Here is a 17,753-nt window from a genome sequence, read left to right on the forward strand (position 1 = left end):
AGGATATCTTTGTTTCTTATAATACAACCGCCGCAAAGGCATATAAAATCACCAGCATCACAACGTTTGCTGCCGTGAAAATGCCCAGATAACGCAGCGTTTTTGCTCCCGGGGTACGCGCATAAATCTTAAACGAAATCAAACTTGCCAGCGAGGCCACTAATGTGCCCAAGCCGCCGATGTTGGTTCCCAGCAGCATTCCGCGTGCATCCTCGGTAAAGCTGGCCAGCAAAACCGCCGCCGGTACATTGCTGATGACCTGGCTTGCCAGCACCGAATACAACATGGTGTTACGGCTGAGTGCTTCGCTTAAAAAGGCCTTGACCGATTCGATTGCGCCGATATTGCCTGCAAAGATAAAGAAACAGACAAAGGTCGCCAGCAGCCAGTAATCCACTTTGACCAGAACCTTGCGCGCAAAAATCAGCATCAGCACCGCCGTCACCAGCAGCGCAATGTGGCTGCTGAGCAGATGAAAGACCGACAGCAGGCTCACCAGAAACAACGCCGCAAACAGGCCCAGCCTTTTTTTGCTGTGGATGGTTTCCTTCTTTTCAAAATGCACTTCGATGCTGCTGTTCTTTCCAGCGACACAGCAGATTGCCAGCAATACAAAGCTGAGCACCACCACCGGTACGGTCACCGCAAAAAAGTCGCCGGCAGCCAGTCCATAATAGCTGCTCAGATAGAGGTTCTGCGGATTGCCCACCGGTGTCAGCATACTTCCGATGTTGGCAGCGATGGTCTGTAAGGTCACCACCCATGGCAGCAAACGACTCTGTCCGGTCAGCTCCAGCACCAGTACCGCAAACGGTACAAAGGTAATCAGCGACACATCGTTGGTAATCAGCATCGACGCAAAGAACGGCAGCATAACCAGCGTGAGCATCAGCAGACGGATGCTCTTTCTTCCGGTGAGAATCTTCTGTGACAGCACCAGAAAGACGCCTTCCTCCTGCATGCCGGCTACCGCGCTCATCAGGCAGAACAATAGTTCCAGTACACGGAAATCAATATACCCCAGATATTCCTTGGAAGGCGGCACCAGTGTCATCGACACAACCGCACAGATTGCCGCAATGACAAACACCGGTTCCTTCTTAAAAAAGTGTTTCGCCCTTTCCATATTGACCCTCCTTCTTTCCGTCCATCAGTATACCGCAACTTTGGTCGGAAAGCAAGAAAAGTCGATCAGTCCAGCGGCAAAATTTCCACCGCACAAATCTCCGGTGTGCAGCCAAATCGCAGCGGCAGTTTGGTCATGCCGATGCCGCCGCTCACCAGCAGCTGACTGCTCTCCACATCATACCACCCACGAACATAAGTTCTGCCTCCAGGCGGCAGAACCTGCTCGGTCAGTACCGGCAGCCGCACCTGTCCTCCGTGGGAATGGCCCGCCATTGCAAACTCTACACCATCCATCTCCAGCTGATCCACAATGTCAGGCTCATGGGTAATCAGAATGTCCACCATATTCCCAGAAAAATCGCCCTGCACTGCATTTCCCCACAGAGGATCATCCAATCCGTACAGCCGCAGGTTTTGATCTTTCAGCTCCACCTGTTCATTTTTCAGCAGCGTAAAACCGCCCGCTTCCATCACCTGCGGATAGACCTCGTGCGAGCCGCCGCCATAGTCGTGGTTGCCCCAGACTGCATATTTTCCCAGCGGTGCCTCGATCTTCTGCAGCTGAGCCGCAATCTCCTCCAAGGAGAGCTGCGCCTGATCCTCTGCATAATGGTCAAAAAAGTCGCCGCCAAAAATCACAAGATCGGGCTGCTGGGCGTTAATCTTCTCCACCACCTGCACAAGCTTCTCCTGCGGATACCACATTCCCAGGTGCAGGTCGGTCCAAAATACCACCTTCACCGGTTCACTCACCGCAGCACGCATCGTCTTTTCCCGCACCACCAGACGGTTTGGTTCTATCTTATAAGCCCATACAAAAGAAGCTCCCGTGGCTATTATTGCCAGCAAAATCAGCAGCAGTATTCCTTTGAGCAATTTCATCCGTCCACTTTCCTTTCATTTACGATTGTCTTTTATTTTACCATAAACTTCCGAAAAAAGCTGTAAAAAATCTTGCTCCGTTAAAAATTTACAATCTACCCAAGACCACACAAAAAAGTGCGGCATCTTCCCAAAGGAAGATGCCGCGCCGACCATTGTTTAATGGAACTGTGACTTATAAAGATTTGCGTAGACACCGCCTTTTTGCATCAGCTGATCGTGGTTGCCCTGTTCGATGATATCGCCGTGCTGCACGACCAGAATAACGTCCGCATTCTGGACCGTGGACAATCTATGTGCGATAACAAAACAGGTTCGATCCTTCATCAGGTTGCGCATTGCCACCTGAATCTGCATCTCGGTGCGGGTATCGACGTTGGAAGTTGCCTCGTCCAGAATCAGCATCTTGGCATCGGACAGCATCGCACGGGCAATGGTCATCATCTGTTTCTGACCCTGCGAGATGTTCATGCCGTCCTCGCTGATGACCGTGTCATAACCGTTCGGCAGCTGCATGATATAGTTGTGAATCTTGGCTGCCTTGGCTGCCTCGATGACCTCCTGCGGCGTTGCATTCGGACGGCTGAAGGCGATGTTGTCGTAAATGGTGCCGTTAAACAGCCAGGTGTCCTGCAAAACCATCGTATAGGCTGCACGCAGGCTCTTTCGGGTGATCTCCTGACTATCGCGATCCTCCATCAAAATGTGTCCCTTCTGCGGATCGTAGAAGCGCATCAGCAGATTGATGATGGTCGTCTTGCCGGCGCCGGTCGGTCCGACAATCGCCACCAGACTGCCTGGTTTGGCGTGCAGATTGAGGTCATGGATGATGGTCTTTTCGGGATCATATCCAAACTGGATGTGTTCCATCTTGACATCACCTGCAACGTCGGTCAGTTCGATCGCCGAAGGTGCATCCATTGGTTCCGGTTCCTCGTCGATCATACGGAATACACGCTCTGCCGCCGCCATTGCCGACTGCAGCTCACTGATAATGTTGGCTGTTTCGTTGATTGGTCCCGAAAATTTGCGGGAGTACAAAACGAAGGAGGACAGATTGCCCAGCGAGATGCCGCCGCTCAGATATAACAGCGAACCGAATACGCCGATCAATGCCAGCGAGATGTTGTTGATACCGTTGACCGAAGGGCCAACCATGGTACCATAATAATCCGCCTTGTAATAAGCCTGTACGGCCTCCTCATTTTTGACATCGAAGCGTCCGACCATCGTTTCTTCCTGATGGTATGCCTTGGTGGTTTTCTGTCCGGAGATGATCTCCTCTACAAAACCATTCAGTTCGCCCAGCTTTGCCGAACGCTGCCGGAACAACGGGCGCACCTTTTTGGTTCGATAGAAGATAAAGGCGATGGACGCCGGAATGGTGACTGCAAACACCAGAATCAGCATCGGAGAGATCCTTACCATCATGATGAAGGAACCAATGACCATAATGCTGCTGGCTGCAATCTGCAAAAGGTCGCTGGAAAGCGACGAGTTGACCGTATCAATATCGTAGGACATACGGCTGATAATATCGCCGGTCTGATGGCTGTCAAAGAAGCGCACCGGCAGTTCGACCAGCTTGTCGAACAAATCCTTTCGCATCTGATATACAATCTTCTGGCTGAGTTTTACCATCAGGATGGAAAGCAGATAGGATAGTGCCGAAGAAATCACATAGAAAACCAGCATCTCTCCGCAGTAATAAAAGACCAGCGGAAAGTTCGCCTGTCCAGGCTGGGTGCCGATGGCGTCGATTGCCATACCCGAAAGGGACGGGCCGATCAGCGCCAGCAGGTTGCTGACTATGGTCAACACCAGAGCAGCTAACAGCATCCATTTGTGCTGCAGCAGATATTTGCCCAACCGCAGAATAACCTTTTTGCGATTTTTGGGCTTGTGTGAGATTGGATTGTTCGGTATCATCCAAAGTCGCCTCCCATCTGTGACTCGCTGATCTCGCGATACAGCTCACAGCTCTCCATCAATTCCTCATGTGTTCCATATCCAATCTCCTTGCCTTCTTCCAAAACAAGGATGTGGTCTGCGTGCAAAATCGAGCTGACCCTCTGCGCAATCACGATGGTGGTGATGCCGGCGTAGTTTTCACGCAGCGCCTGGCGCAGCATCGAGTCGGTCTTGTAGTCCAGCGCACTCGACGAGTCGTCCAGAATCAAAATCTCGGAATCGCCCGCCAATGCACGGGAGAGCAGCACACGCTGTTTCTGTCCGCCGCTGAGGTTGGTGCCTCGAGCGGTGACCATGTGGTCCATCTTCTCCGGCAGTCCGTCGATAAATTCCATCGCCTGTGCACACTTTGCCGCCTGCATGATTCGTTCCTCCGGCAGCTTGCGGCCAAAGTCGATGTTCTCATGGATGGTATCGGCAAACAGAACGTCGTTTTGGAATACAACACCAAACTTGGTGTGCAGTTCTTCCGGCGGAATTGTTCCTACCGGACGGCCCTGGATGCGGATGCTGCCCGACTTTTTCTCGTACAGACGCATCAGCAGGTTGATGATGGTCGTCTTGCCCGCACCGGTCGGACCGATGATGCCCAGCGTCTCGCCTTTCTTCAGACGGAAGGAGATGTGGGAAAGGTTGTCGCTCTTTCCTTTATAGGAGAAGCAGACATCCTCAAAGACGATGTGATCGTCCTCCTCGACCGCTTCCTCGTTGGTCAGCTGGAGATCTTCCTCGGTGTTGAGCACCTCATAGATACGCTGTGCCGATGCACTGCCGCGGGAGTACATAACAAACATACGGGTGACCGACAGCATCGCGTTCAGAATAATCGTAAAGTAAGAAAGGAAGGCAATGATGGTACCTGGCTGGGTCATTCCCGCATTGACACGGTAAGCGCCCACTGCGATAACCAATGTCAGACCGACGTTCAACAGCAGGTTCATCATCGGGTTGGTGATACCCATGATGATGGTCGCTCTGGTTTCACGGCGGACAACCTCGTTGTTGACGTCCGCAAAATGCTGTTTTTCTTCCTCCGTTTTGGACAGAGCCTTGATGACACGGATACCCGAAATATTTTCACGCACTGTTCGCACCAGGATATCGACTCCCTGCTGCAGATAGGTGTACATCGGAATACCCTTGCGGGATACCAGCCATACCACCAGCGTGATAAACGGCAGAACCGAGATCATGACCAGTGTCAGCACCGGCTCCATCGTCATGGTGATACAGATGCCGCCGATCAGCAAAATCGGCGCACGGATACCCAGTCGCTGCATCATGCCAATAACCTGGTTGACGTTGTAGGTATCGGTAGTCAGACGGGATTCCAGCGTCGGGATCGAAAAATAGTCGATCTGACGGCAGGATAAGTAGGAAATCTTTTTAAACAGGTCGTGCCGCACCGATCGGGTGGTATCTCTGGCCACCGATGCTGCCACACGGTTTGCCAGAATGTTTCCGACAACCGCTGCCAGCGAGCAGGCGATCATCATAATGCCCCAGAAAAAGATCATCCGGCGGTCCTTGGTAGGAACAACGTTGTCCAGAATATACGAAAGGATCCACGGGATCATCAGTTCCATGATGGTGCCAAAAAACTTGATAAAGACGCCCATCGTCATCCTTGGCACATAGGGTTTCAAGTATTTGAACAACATCCTCACGGCTGCCGTTCCCTCCCTCCAAGCAATTCTCTTGCAGCCTCATTGGCTCTGGCAGTCACCTTTTCCAATGCCTGCACCAACACTTCTCTCTCCTGCTGGCTCAGTTCTTCCAACAGGTATTCGTTCCATTCGCCCATCACCTGACGCACTACCGGCAGCAGCTGCTGCATCTTTTCGGTGGGATAGACTCTCCACACTCTGCGGTCATTGCTGTCCTGTTTGCGGATAATCAACCCTTTTTCTTCCAGCGCTGTCAGCTGACGGGTGACGTTGCTCTTGTTGACACAAATTTCCCTGGAAATCTTTTCCTGGGGTATCCCTGGTTCTCGGCAAATCAACAGAATATACGGATGATGACATTGACCGATCCCATAATCGCGCAGCCGGCTGTTATAAAACACACCTGTGGTCCGCGACAGGCGGTTGATATACTTCATGATACCGTTCATCCTTCTTCTCCTTCCTTCTCATACTTTTCACCAACAGATTCAACTGTTGCGCCCGCAAATGTTGCATGCGCAACTACATTTATATAGTATACCCTTCCCCTTTTAAAAGTCAATTCATGATACAGCCACAAATTTTTTTAAATCTTTGGTCAAAAAGATGATTGAAAAATGCAGAAAAACACACATATAACACATTTTTATTCATGATTACTAGCAAATAGATAAAAATGTTCGTATAGATAAACTAACTCAAGATCAAAATGACGCCATTTTCCAGCATTTTCAGCCTCTGATTTTGAAAAATTAACAAAAAAGAAAAGCGGATTCTTGTATATTTTTTGAGAAATCCCCATTGACAAAGTAATTTATTTAAGGTAACATATTGTTCGTACCATAACATTTTTTGAGAGGAGATGAAAACCAGATGCAGTATGACTGTGGATGGTGGATCAACTTCCTTTCTCACCGACTCAAGAAAAAAATGAACTCCACACTGGCTGATCTCGGCATTACCGGCGTACAGAGCAGAATTCTGCACTACATCTTGGAACGCTATGAGGAACAGCCCGTATTCCAAAAAGATGTGGAAGAGGTCTTTGGTTTGAGTCGCTCCACAATGACCGGAATTCTGCAGCTATTAGAGAAAAACGGCATTATCATCCGAGAAAGTGTTGATTATGATGCAAGGCTAAAGAGTCTTGTGCCCACACAAAAAGCTGTCGATATTGACACCCACGTCAAAGAATATATTCAGCAAATCGAAGAAAATCTGTGTCGAGACATCTCAGCAGGGCAACTGCAGGTTTTTTTGGAGGTTGCCGAAAAAATGTCTAAGAATCTAGAGAAAGTTTCCTGATCCAGGAAATTTTTCTCTCCCTAATTGTTCGTACCATAACAAAATAATTGATTGATCATTTGAAAGAAGGGGATATTTGTATGATAAAACTTTTAGCGAAAAGCATTCGCGAGTATAAAAAACCATCTTTGCTCGCACCTGCTTTTGTTTCAGGTGAGGTAATCATGGAATGTATCATTCCATTCATCACCGCCAACCTCGTCAACCAGATCAAGGCAGGCTGTTCTCTGAATGTCATCCTGCGCTATGGACTGTTGCTGGTGGTCATGGCAGCTCTGTCGCTGACCTTCGGTGCGCTGGCCGGTTCTGCGTGTGCTACCGCCAGCTGTGGTTTTGCCCGCAATCTGCGCAAGGATATGTTCTACAAAATCCAGACCTACTCTTTCCAGAACATTGATAAGTTCTCGGTTTCCAGCCTTGTTACCCGTCTGACCACCGACGTCACCAACGTACAAAACGCTTATATGATGATCGTCCGTACCGCGATTCGATGCCCGCTGATGCTGGTCTTTTCGTTTGCGATGGCGTTTATCATGGGCGGCAGACTGGCATGTATCTTCCTGTTGGTAATTCCAATCCTGGCTATCGGTCTGGCACTGGTCATCCGTAAAACCATCCCGCTGTTCCGCCGCGTATTCAAAAAATACGATGCCCTCAACAGCTCTGTTCAGGAAAATATCAAAGGTATGCGCGTTGTCAAAGCCTTTGTCCGTGAGGACTACGAAAAGAAGAAATTCAGCGTTGCTGCTGAAGATGTCTGCGCCGATTTTACCCGCGCTGAACGTATTCTGGCTTTCAACAACCCTCTGATGCAGTTCTGTATGTATTCGGTCATGGTCTTTGTTATGGCTTTTGGTTCCTACACCGTCATCACCTCCCGCGGTATGGATATCGACGTCGGTCAGATGTCCTCGATGCTGACCTACAGCTTCCAGATCCTCAGCAGCCTGATGATGCTGTCGATGGTTTTTGTTATGATCACCATGGCTGGCGAATCTGCAGAGCGTATCGTCGAAGTTCTGACCGAGGAAAGCTCCCTGCAGAATCCGGAAAATCCTGTCATGACCGTAAAAGACGGCTCCATCGACTTTGAAAATGTCAGCTTCAAATATTCTCAGAAGGCTGAGCGTATGGCACTGTCCAACATCAACCTGCATATCCGCTCGGGTGAAACCATCGGTATCATCGGCGGCACCGGCTCGTCCAAATCGACGCTGATCCAGCTGATCTCCCGTCTGTATGACAGCACCGAAGGTACTGTCCGTGTCGGCGGTGTCGATGTTCGCGACTATGATCTGGAAACACTGCGTGACCAGGTTGCCGTTGTTCTTCAGAAAAACGTTTTGTTCTCCGGCACCATCAAAGATAATCTGCGCTGGGGCAATAAAAATGCTACCGATGAAGAAATGATCGAAGCCTGCAAACTGGCACAGGCGGATGAATTTATCAATCAGTTCCCACAGGGATACGACACCTATATCGAACAGGGTGGTTCCAACGTTTCGGGTGGTCAGAAACAGCGTCTGTGTATCGCCCGCGCCCTGCTTAAAAAGCCAAAGATCCTCATTCTGGACGACTCGACCAGCGCCGTCGATACCCGTACCGATGCACTGATCCGTCAGGCATTCCGTCAGTATATTCCAGAAACCACCAAGATCATCATTGCGCAGCGTACTGCTTCGGTACAGGATGCTGACCGCATTATCGTCATGGACGGCGGTACCATTAACGCCGTAGGAACCCATGAAGAATTGCTTCAAAACAACGCAATTTACCGTGAGGTTTATACTTCTCAGAATAAGGCAGGTGACAACGATGTCCAATAAAAAAGAACGTAAATATTCTCAGCCAAGCGGCGTCATTCCGCGCCTGCTGAAAACCCTGTTTGAATTTTATCCGGTGCTGATGCCGCTTGTTATCATCTGTATTTTGTTCAACGCCGTCGTCAGCTCGCTGCCATCGCTGTTCATGCAAAACGTCCTTTCCGTTGTCGAGGAAAGCTGGCAGAGCGGCGACTGGGCTTCTGCATCGGGACGTATCCTCAGCCTGGTCGGACTGCTGTGCATCTTCTATGGACTCAGCCTGATTGCAGGTATCCTGTACACCCAGCTGATGGCTGTCATCACCCAGGGTTCCCTTGCCAAAATGCGTGAAAAGATGTTCAGCGGCATGCAGGACCTCCCGATCAAATATTTTGATACCCATAACCATGGCGACATCATGAGCTATTATACCAACGATATCGACACCCTGCGTCAGATGATCTCCCAGAGCTTCCCTCAGCTGCTCAGCTCGTTTGTCATCGTTCTGACCGTCTTTGGCATCATGGTTTATTACAGCCTCTGGCTGACATTGGTTATCGTGCTGGGCGTCTGCTTTATGGTCGTTGTTACCCGTAAAATCGGCGGCGGCTCGGCAAAATACTTCATTCGCCAGCAGGAAGCTATCGGACGTACCGAAGGTTTCGTCGAAGAAATGATGAACGGTCAGAAGGTCGTCAAGGTATTCTGCCATGAGCGTGAAGCAGAAAAGGACTTTGACGCCATCAACGACGCTCTGTTTGCCGACTCTGAACAGGCACACCGCTATGCCAATACCCTGATGCCGGTGCTCAACAACATCGGTAACGTGCTGTATGTCGTTGTCGCTCTCATCGGTGGTATCTTCCTTATCAGCGGCATCCCGAACGTCAGCATCTCTGGTATCAGCTTTGGAATCAGCATCTTTGTTCCTTTCCTGAATATGACCAAACAGTTCTCCGGCAACGTCAGCCAGGTTTCCAACCAGCTCAACGCCGTTGTCATGGGTATTGCCGGTGCACAGCGTATCTTCACTCTGATCGACGAAAAACCGGAGACCGATGAAGGCTATGTTACCCTGGTCAACGCCAAAGAAACCGAAGATGGTCAGCTGGTAGAATGCTCGGAGCGCACCGAGATCTGGGCATGGAAACATCCACATCATGACGGTACACTGACCTATACCCGTCTGCAGGGCGATGTCCGCTTCTACGATGTCGATTTCGGCTATGAAAAAGGCAAGACTGTTCTGCACAATGTCACCCTCTATGCAAAACCAGGTCAGAAACTGGCATTTGTAGGCTCTACCGGCGCCGGCAAGACCACCATCACCAACCTGATCAACCGTTTCTATGATATTGCCGACGGTAAAATTCGTTACGACGGCATCAACATCAACAAGATTAAAAAGGCAGACCTGCGTCGAAGCCTCGGCATCGTTCTGCAGGATACCAACCTGTTCACCGGAACAGTCATGGACAATATCCGCTATGGCCGACTGGATGCTACCGATGAAGAATGTATCGCCGCTGCCAAACTGGCTGGCGCCCACGACTTTATCACCCGTCTGCCGCTGGGCTACGATACTCCGCTTTCCGGCAACGGTGCCAGCCTGTCTCAGGGCCAGCGTCAGCTGTTGTCGATTGCCCGTGCTGCTGTTGCAGACCCGCCGGTTATGATTCTCGACGAGGCAACCAGCTCGATCGATACCCGTACCGAGGCGATTGTTCAGCGCGGTATGGACGCACTGATGACCGGACGAACCGTCTTTGTCATCGCTCACCGACTTAGCACCGTCAAAAACTCCAACGCCATCATGGTTCTCGACCATGGACGTATCATTGAACGCGGCACCCACGACGAGCTGCTCGCCCTCAAGGGCACCTACTACCAGCTCTACACCGGTGCGCTGGAACTCGATTAAACCCTCCTCTCTTTATAAACACAAAAGGAGCAGCGGCATAGCCGCTGCTCCTTTTGTGTTGTTATGCGATCGTTGGTGCTGTCTCTGAATTTGGCAGGATAAGGATTTTCTGGAAGTAGTCGGTCAGCACCGTTCCCTCCTCGTTTGGAATCATACCCTCGATTTCCTGTGTAAAGGGGCTTCCTTCCATGTCCAGCGGGATGAAGGTTGTCTGCTCAAAATAATCCTGCTTTTATATTCTATATTTTAAAATATTCCCAATGCGATTATATCCAGAATACTCAGAGAAAAGAAAAAATCCCGGACACGATTGCATCCAGGATTTTTGGTGGGCGAGGGTGGATTCGGACCACCGAAGTCACTGACAACAGATTTACAGTCTGCCCCCTTTGGCCACTCGGGAACTCGCCCATATGAAATTTTCAATTTAGTGGAGCTGGTGGACGGACTCGAACCCCCGACCTGCTGATTACAAATCAGCTGCTCTACCAACTGAGCTACACCAGCATATTGTGTGGGCAGCTCGTTAATTATATCATAACGATCTGCCCGCTGTCAATAGCTTGCACTAAATTTTTTGGTCGAGGCGACAGGACTTGAACCTGCGGCATCTTGGTCCCAAACCAAGCACTCTACCAAACTGAGCTACGCCTCGTCGAGCACAGGCATTATTATATCGCATCAAAATGATTTTGTCAACACCTTTTTTCAAATTTTTTCAATTTTTATTTCTTTTCTTATTTTCGTGACTACTCACCTTCTTTTCTTCCAATATAATAGGAAACAAATCTTGCCGTTTGACCCCTGTCTTTACTTGACTTCCCTTCTAAAATTGTTTATCATTAAACAATATAGAAAACCCTTTGAAAAACTAGTTTTAAGGTTCTTTTGAGAGCTTGTTTTTACTTTATCCGCGAGGAGGAACACAAGATGAACAACACCGAAAAAACAATGGAAAAAATTGTTGCTCTCTGCAAAGGCAGAGGCTTTGTGTATGCCGGCTCGGAAATCTACGGCGGTCTTTCCAACACATGGGACTACGGTCCGTTGGGCGTAGAGCTCAAAAACAACGTCAAACGCGCCTGGTGGAAACGCTTTGTTCAGCAGAATCCATATAACGTCGGTCTGGACAGCGCTATCCTGATGAACCCAGAGGTCTGGGTTGCTACCGGCCATGTCGGCGGCTTCTCCGATCCGCTGATGGACTGCAAAGACTGCAAAACCCGTCATCGTGCCGACAAACTGATCGAGGATTTCACCGGCAAATCCGCTGACGGCTGGTCCAATGAACAGATGATGAATTTCATCAAGGAAAACGGCATCAAATGTCCAAACTGCGGCAGCACCAACTTTACCGACATTCGCCAGTTCAACCTGATGTTCAAGACCTTCCAGGGTGTCACCGAGGACGCCAAGAGCCAGATTTATCTGCGTCCTGAAACCGCACAGGGTATCTTTGTCAACTTTGCAAACGTCCAGCGCACCACCCGCAAAAAGCTGCCGTTCGGTATCTGCCAGATCGGTAAGTCTTTCCGTAACGAGATCACCCCAGGTAACTTCACCTTCCGTACCAGAGAGTTTGAGCAGATGGAGCTGGAGTTCTTCTGCAAACCGGACACCGACCTCGAGTGGTTCCAGTACTGGAAAGATTTCTGCCACAAATGGCTGCTGGATCTGGGCATGACCGACGAACATCTGCGTCTGCGTGACCACGAGAAAGAGGAGCTTTCCTTCTATTCCAAAGCAACCACCGACTTTGAATTCCTGTTCCCATTCGGTTGGGGCGAGCTGTGGGGCATCGCAGACCGCACCAATTACGACCTGTCCCGTCACAGTGAACATTCCGGCAAACCGATCGAATACTTTGACCAGGAGACCAATGAGCACTACATCCCATACGTCATCGAGCCTTCGCTGGGCGCTGACCGTGTGGTTCTGGCCTTCCTGTGCGATGCATACGACGAGGAAGTTATCGACGCAGAAAAGAACGACACCCGTGTTGTTCTGCACCTGCATCCGGCACTGGCTCCGTTCAAAGCCTGCGTCCTCCCGCTGTCCAAGAAACTGTCCGAGGAAGCAACCGCTCTGTACAACGAGCTGTCCGAGCACTTCATGGTAGACTACGATGAAGCTGGTTCGATCGGCAAACGTTACCGCCGTCAGGACGAGATCGGTACTCCATTCTGCATCACCTACGACTTCGAGTCCAAGGAAGATGGCTGCGTCACCGTTCGTGACCGCGACACCATGGAGCAGGAAAGAATCCCGATGAAGGATCTGACCCACTACATCATCAAAAAGCTCAAATTCTAGCAGGCTGAGCCTGCACTCTGTTCGCGTTGTCGGTCGAGTGCAACTTAAATAACCAAACAAAAAGCTGTGATTTTAAAATCACAGCTTTTTTATGAAATCAATAGGATTCCTACATCCCAATAATACTTTTATAAAAATACATTTTCTACTTGATAGATATTAGAAAGGCTGATACTATAATATTAACAAATTAAAGCTGTCATTACTCTATGGGATGCTTCGCGAAAAAAACATCTAATGTTATGAAGATAAACCACTTTTTAAAAACGAGGAGGAATTATATGCTAAAAAAACTGATTGGAACCTGCCGCCTTGCAAAAAAATGGGTCTATTCCATGATTGCGATTGCCGTAATTCTGATGATTGCAGCGCCTGTCATTCTTGGAATGAAAAAAGACAAGCCTGTGGAGGTAGTGACAGAAAGTGCCTTAAAACAGATTATCAATATCAGCGACTTGTCTACATTTCAGGTGACATATCGAGGAGTTGCAGAGGTGATGAACGAAAAAAATCCAGAAAAAGTCAGCTATTACATCCTGTATCACGCAAAAGCATACGCAGGGATCGACTTTTCGCAAATCAAAGTTCAAAAGGATGATGAAAATAAAAAAATCCTCCTGACCTTACCAGAGGTAACGATTTCAGATCCCGAAGTAGATATCACTTCTCTGGAATATATGTTTTTGGACCAAAAAGCAGATAATGTTGGAATCACCGAAAGAGCATACAAAGCCTGCGAAGAAGATGTAGTCGAAGAAAGCAAGACGCAGGAAAACATCTACGAATTGGCAAGAGATAACGCACAGAATGTTTTAAAAGCCCTGACCAATCCGATTATCCAACAGGCTCTCCCAGAATATACCTTAGTGATCGAATGAGGTGAAAATATTGATGAAAAAAATAATCGTTTTTGTGCTGGCACTGATGATTCTTTTGATAGGCAGCGCATGTTCCAAGCAGGAGGAACCACAGCTAAGTATCAGCGAAGCGCAGATAAAGGATATATGTGAACTGGCGGTACTGGAATGTTATTATCATAATGTCGCCAAGTTTGATGATAAAGACCCGGAAAAGTTTTTGTTCTGGACAAAGAACAAACGCTTCTGGATCGAATATGACGGCATTGTAAAGATGGGCATCGATGCTTCTCTGGTCGACGTAGAACCTGCTGGGACCGAAATCACCATCACCATTCCGCCAGCATTTGCCCGCGATCCACAGGTCGATTCCAGCTCCCTGACAAAGGATTCCTATATCGTAGACAAAAATTCCACCGAGATTACCGCGGAGGATGAACAGGAGGCTTTTAAGCAGGCACAGGCGGAGCTAAAAGAAATGGCAGAAACAGATCAGGTCATGCTCAATATTGCTCAGCAGCGCGCCAAAAAATTATTGGAGGACTATGTCGCCAATATCGGAAAGCTGACCGACACCCAATACACAATCAAATGGGTTGAGGTAGATGCACAGGGAAATCCAATATAACCACACCAACAATAGCCGCAGTCGATCGACTGCGGCTATTGTCAATTACTCTGACTTGATGACTACACTCACCTGAATCGGTGCAGAAACGCCTCCAAATTCATCCAGCGCTGTCAGCTCAAAGCTGTCGCTGCCTTTGGCGCCTTCCTTCGGTGTGTAAACACAGCGTCCATCCTCAAAGCTGACCGTTCCCTGCAGCGGCTTTCTGCTGAGCGTGTAGACCACCTCTCCTCGCAGATTCTGCAGCGCTGCCGCCACCGAGGTCTGCGGCTGGGTCACACAGAACACATCCTGTACAATCGGGCGCTGGGCATTCTGCTGCTCCTCCACCTGAAAGGTCACACACAGCCGTGTGCGCTGACCCTGCATCACATCGCTGCTGTACAATGGGATAAAGCTAAACCACCCTGTTCCCGTGTCCTCATCGCCCTGTACATAACACAGCCGGTCCAGCTCGCTGCGCAGCAGGGTATCGTATACCTGAACCTCCACTCCGTCCAGCATCAGCTTGCCGCGTCCCTGGCTCGGCAGCGAGGTGATGGTGATCGCCGCAATCTCTCCGGTTTCCAGTCCCAGCCGCATCTCAAAGTAGGCGGCGGACAGCGGCACATTTTCTCCCGCAGGCAGCAAAATCGGATACACTGCGCTTTCCATCCGCTCCTGTTGGGTAACCTCAGCGGCAGATACCGGTAAAATCATCGACATCATCAACACAGCCGTCAGTATGACGGCTCGAATTCTCTTTTTCATCGCTTCCATCCTTTCATCCTGAAATGACTTCTCTGGATTTGCAAAAATAGTATTCCTGATTTTTTCTCGATTACCAGCGCCAGATTCTGGACGCAAAATCCGGTGAAAGCTCTCAACAAAATTCCCATTTCAAATCCTGCTGTATCGACCATTCTTTGGCATTTTTCCAGAGTTTTTATCCGTGCATCGAATTTTGGACAGCGGTTATTTACAAATGATGATTTCTATTCTATAATGTACAGTAAATTATTTGTTTGTAATCAATCCGATTGAAAGGACGGTGTCTTCATGTCACATCAAAACGTGCTCATCCTGGACTTCGGCGGCCAGTACAATCAGCTGATTGCCCGTCGTGTTCGTGATCTGGGCGTTTACTGCGAAATCATCCCTTACAAAAAAGCCACTGTTGAAAAAATCCGTGAATATTCCCCGATTGGTCTGATCTTCACCGGCGGTCCAAACAGCGTTTATGCTGAAAATGCACCGCAGATTGATCCAGCCATCCTGTCGATGGGTGTTCCTGTGCTGGGTCTGTGCTACGGCTGCCAGCTGATCGCTCACACTCTGGGCGGCAAGGTAGAAACCGCTCCATCCAGAGAATTTGGTAAAACTGCAACCCAGTTTGATACCACTTCCCCACTGTTTGCGGATCTTCCGGCAGAAGCAACCACCTGGATGAGCCACGTTGACTATGTCGGCAAGCTTCCGGAAGGCTTCGAGAGCATTGCACACACCGATCACTGCCCCGTTGCTGCGATGCAGAATCTGGACAAAAAGGTCTTTGGCTTCCAGTATCATCCAGAGGTAGAGCACACCCAGAACGGCAGCAAGATGCTGCGCAACTTCCTTTATAATGTGTGCGGCGCAGTCGGCGACTGGAGCATGAAGGACTACTGCAACACCGCCATCAATCAGGTTCGTGAAAAGGTCGGCGACGGCAAGGTTCTGCTGGCACTGTCCGGCGGCGTTGACAGCTCGGTTGTTGCAAAACTGCTCTCCAAGGCAATCGGCAACCAGCTGACCTGCATCTTTGTCGACCATGGTCTGATGCGCAAAAACGAAGGCGATGAAATCGAAGCTGTATTCGGCAACGGCGACATCAACTTTGTCCGCGTCAACGCAGAGGAGCGTTTCCTGGGCAAACTGGCTGGTGTCAGCGAGCCGGAGAAGAAACGTAAGATCATCGGCGAAGAGTTTATCCGTGTCTTTGAAGAAGAAGCTAAAAAGATCGGCAAGGTCGACTTCCTCGCACAGGGCACCATCTATGCAGACGTTGTAGAATCCGGTTCTGGCGACGCTGCTGTTATCAAGTCCCATCACAACGTAGGCGGTCTGCCGGACTATGTTGACTTCAAGGAGATCATCGAGCCGCTGCGCCTGCTGTTCAAGGACGAAGTTCGCGCACTGGGCAGAGAGCTGGGTCTGCCGGATTATCTGGTCAACCGTCAGCCATTCCCAGGTCCTGGACTTGCTATCCGCGTAATCGGCGAAGTTACCAAGGAAAAACTGGACGTCCTGCGTGAAGCAGATTTTATCTTCCGCGATGAGATTGCAAAAGCGGGTCTGGACAAATCCATCCACCAGTACTTCGCTGTTCTGACCAACATGCGTTCGGTCGGCGTCATGGGCGACTTCAGAACCTATGATTATACCCTGGCACTGCGTGGTGTCACCACCTCCGACTTCATGACCGCTGACTGGGCAAGAATCCCTTACGAGGTTCTGGACAAGGTTTCGGTTCGTATCGTCAACGAGGTTGACCACATCAACCGCATCTGCTACGACATCACCTCCAAACCACCGGCAACCATTGAGTGGGAATAATTTGATTCTTTTATAATATCAAGTAAAAAGAGCTAACTGACATTAATCTGTCAGTTAGCTCTTTTTTATACAGATTCTGTTTCAAATGATTTTAAGGTTTTCCCTTCTTTTGTTTTCCATTGCTGTGGACCACTGATACTGTAGCCTGCAGCAAATGCAGCAGCCGCCGTAGAGCTGGAAAACAATTTATCATTTTGAAGCACTCCGCCTTTAATTTCTCCCGATGCACGACTTTGAGCCAGCTTTTTCCTGATTCCATTTTGTAAAGAGTTCGCCGCCACTTCATGAATACAGGAACCCTTTAAAAGTACAAAACCATCGGTTGTTCTCATTCCATACGCTTTTCCAGACCCTGCAGAAATTGAAAATATGGGATTTTCTCCTTGGTTATTGGGTTGTTCCTCCGAATACGATTCAAACGCTTTATGTCCCAGCGCATTAATCAATATTTTTGCGTTATAAATGAATTCTTCGAGTTCGGCCTGCTCTGCTTCAGAAACAGAAGATTTTGTAGGGGTATTACTATTATCGACGGAGTATCTGTCACACTCTTTTGCAAGAGTATAGAATCGATTCTCTAAATATTTTATGTGAGCTTTGTTAAGATTCGAATCTTTGCTAATAAATACAATCGCTTCGTTCCAATTATCTTTTTTCTCAAGATGTTGCTTGAGGCGTTTGATAATATCTTCTGCCTCACCAATG

14 protein-coding genes and 3 tRNA genes are annotated in these 17,753 nt (G+C 49.1%); 7 read left to right on the plus strand and 10 right to left on the minus strand.

What is annotated here, in order from left to right:
• Positions 1-16 precede the first annotated feature (16 nt).
• The 5 genes from Q0L39_RS03780 to Q0L39_RS03800 form a co-directional block, all read right to left on the minus strand.
• Positions 17-1,126 carry an SLC13 family permease gene (locus tag Q0L39_RS03780; protein ID WP_296627005.1) on the minus strand — a complete coding sequence of 370 codons (1,110 nt, stop codon included), beginning with the start codon at positions 1,124-1,126 and terminating at the stop codon, positions 17-19.
• Between the two features lie 65 nt (positions 1,127-1,191).
• Positions 1,192-2,010 (minus strand): metallophosphoesterase, encoded by an 819-nt coding sequence (locus tag Q0L39_RS03785; protein ID WP_296627006.1) that lies wholly within the window; start codon positions 2,008-2,010, stop codon positions 1,192-1,194.
• 159 nt (positions 2,011-2,169) lie between these two features.
• A complete protein-coding gene (locus Q0L39_RS03790) occupies positions 2,170-3,939 on the minus strand; it encodes an ABC transporter ATP-binding protein (protein WP_296627007.1) in 1,770 nt (589 codons plus the stop codon).
• Positions 3,936-5,648, minus strand: coding sequence for an ABC transporter ATP-binding protein (locus Q0L39_RS03795; protein ID WP_296627008.1), 1,713 nt, complete (start codon positions 5,646-5,648; stop codon positions 3,936-3,938). The genes Q0L39_RS03790 and Q0L39_RS03795 overlap by 4 nt, the downstream gene beginning before the upstream one ends.
• Positions 5,645-6,097, minus strand: coding sequence for a MarR family transcriptional regulator (locus tag Q0L39_RS03800; RefSeq protein ID WP_296627009.1), 453 nt, complete (start codon positions 6,095-6,097; stop codon positions 5,645-5,647). Before Q0L39_RS03800 ends, Q0L39_RS03795 begins: the two co-directional genes overlap by 4 nt.
• A gap of 424 nt (positions 6,098-6,521) precedes the next feature.
• Between Q0L39_RS03800 and Q0L39_RS03805 the strand changes: the two genes are divergently transcribed.
• From Q0L39_RS03805 to Q0L39_RS03815, 3 genes are all read left to right on the plus strand, one after another.
• Positions 6,522-6,953, plus strand: a complete 432-nt coding sequence (locus tag Q0L39_RS03805) for a helix-turn-helix domain-containing protein (RefSeq protein WP_296627010.1) — start codon at positions 6,522-6,524, stop codon at positions 6,951-6,953.
• Between the two features lie 80 nt (positions 6,954-7,033).
• Entirely contained in the window at positions 7,034-8,779 is a 1,746-nt protein-coding gene (locus tag Q0L39_RS03810; RefSeq protein ID WP_296627011.1) for an ABC transporter ATP-binding protein, read from the plus strand.
• Complete coding sequence (locus tag Q0L39_RS03815; protein WP_296627012.1) at positions 8,769-10,676, plus strand: ABC transporter ATP-binding protein; 1,908 nt, start codon at positions 8,769-8,771, stop codon at positions 10,674-10,676. The genes Q0L39_RS03810 and Q0L39_RS03815 overlap by 11 nt, the downstream gene beginning before the upstream one ends.
• Before the next feature lie 326 nt (positions 10,677-11,002).
• On the opposite strand, the gene Q0L39_RS03820 is transcribed toward Q0L39_RS03815, so the two are convergent.
• From Q0L39_RS03820 to Q0L39_RS03830, 3 genes are all read right to left on the minus strand, one after another.
• A tRNA-Tyr gene (locus Q0L39_RS03820) sits at positions 11,003-11,087 on the minus strand.
• 20 nt (positions 11,088-11,107) lie between these two features.
• Positions 11,108-11,183 (minus strand) — tRNA-Thr (locus Q0L39_RS03825).
• Between the two features lie 71 nt (positions 11,184-11,254).
• Positions 11,255-11,331: transfer RNA gene (locus Q0L39_RS03830), tRNA-Pro, on the minus strand.
• 275 nt (positions 11,332-11,606) lie between these two features.
• Between Q0L39_RS03830 and Q0L39_RS03835 the strand changes: the two genes are divergently transcribed.
• The 3 genes from Q0L39_RS03835 (at position 11,607) to Q0L39_RS03845 (ending at position 14,474) form a co-directional block, all read left to right on the plus strand.
• Positions 11,607-12,989, plus strand: a complete 1,383-nt coding sequence (locus tag Q0L39_RS03835) for a glycine--tRNA ligase (RefSeq protein WP_296627013.1) — start codon at positions 11,607-11,609, stop codon at positions 12,987-12,989.
• A gap of 281 nt (positions 12,990-13,270) precedes the next feature.
• Positions 13,271-13,867, plus strand: coding sequence for a DUF4230 domain-containing protein (locus Q0L39_RS03840; RefSeq protein WP_296627014.1), 597 nt, complete (start codon positions 13,271-13,273; stop codon positions 13,865-13,867).
• A 13-nt stretch (positions 13,868-13,880) separates the two neighbouring features.
• Positions 13,881-14,474, plus strand: coding sequence for a DUF4230 domain-containing protein (locus Q0L39_RS03845; RefSeq protein WP_296627015.1), 594 nt, complete (start codon positions 13,881-13,883; stop codon positions 14,472-14,474).
• Positions 14,475-14,519: 45 nt separating this feature from the next.
• Here the strand turns inward: Q0L39_RS03845 and Q0L39_RS03850 are convergent, their stop codons facing one another.
• Entirely contained in the window at positions 14,520-15,224 is a 705-nt protein-coding gene (locus Q0L39_RS03850; RefSeq protein WP_296627016.1) for an Ig-like domain-containing protein, read from the minus strand.
• Between the two features lie 288 nt (positions 15,225-15,512).
• Here Q0L39_RS03850 and guaA point away from each other — a divergent pair, with 288 nt between their 5' ends.
• Positions 15,513-17,048: a glutamine-hydrolyzing GMP synthase gene (gene guaA, locus Q0L39_RS03855; protein WP_296627017.1), complete on the plus strand. Its 1,536-nt coding sequence runs from the start codon at positions 15,513-15,515 to the stop codon at positions 17,046-17,048.
• A 65-nt stretch (positions 17,049-17,113) separates the two neighbouring features.
• Here guaA and Q0L39_RS03860 read toward each other — a convergent pair.
• Positions 17,114-17,753, minus strand: a 640-nt coding sequence (locus Q0L39_RS03860; RefSeq protein ID WP_296627018.1) for a GIY-YIG nuclease family protein, incomplete at its 5' end; no start/stop codon positions are given.

This window comes from uncultured Negativibacillus sp. (assembly GCF_944388365.1).
Classification (GTDB): domain Bacteria; phylum Bacillota; class Clostridia; order Oscillospirales; family Ruminococcaceae; genus Negativibacillus.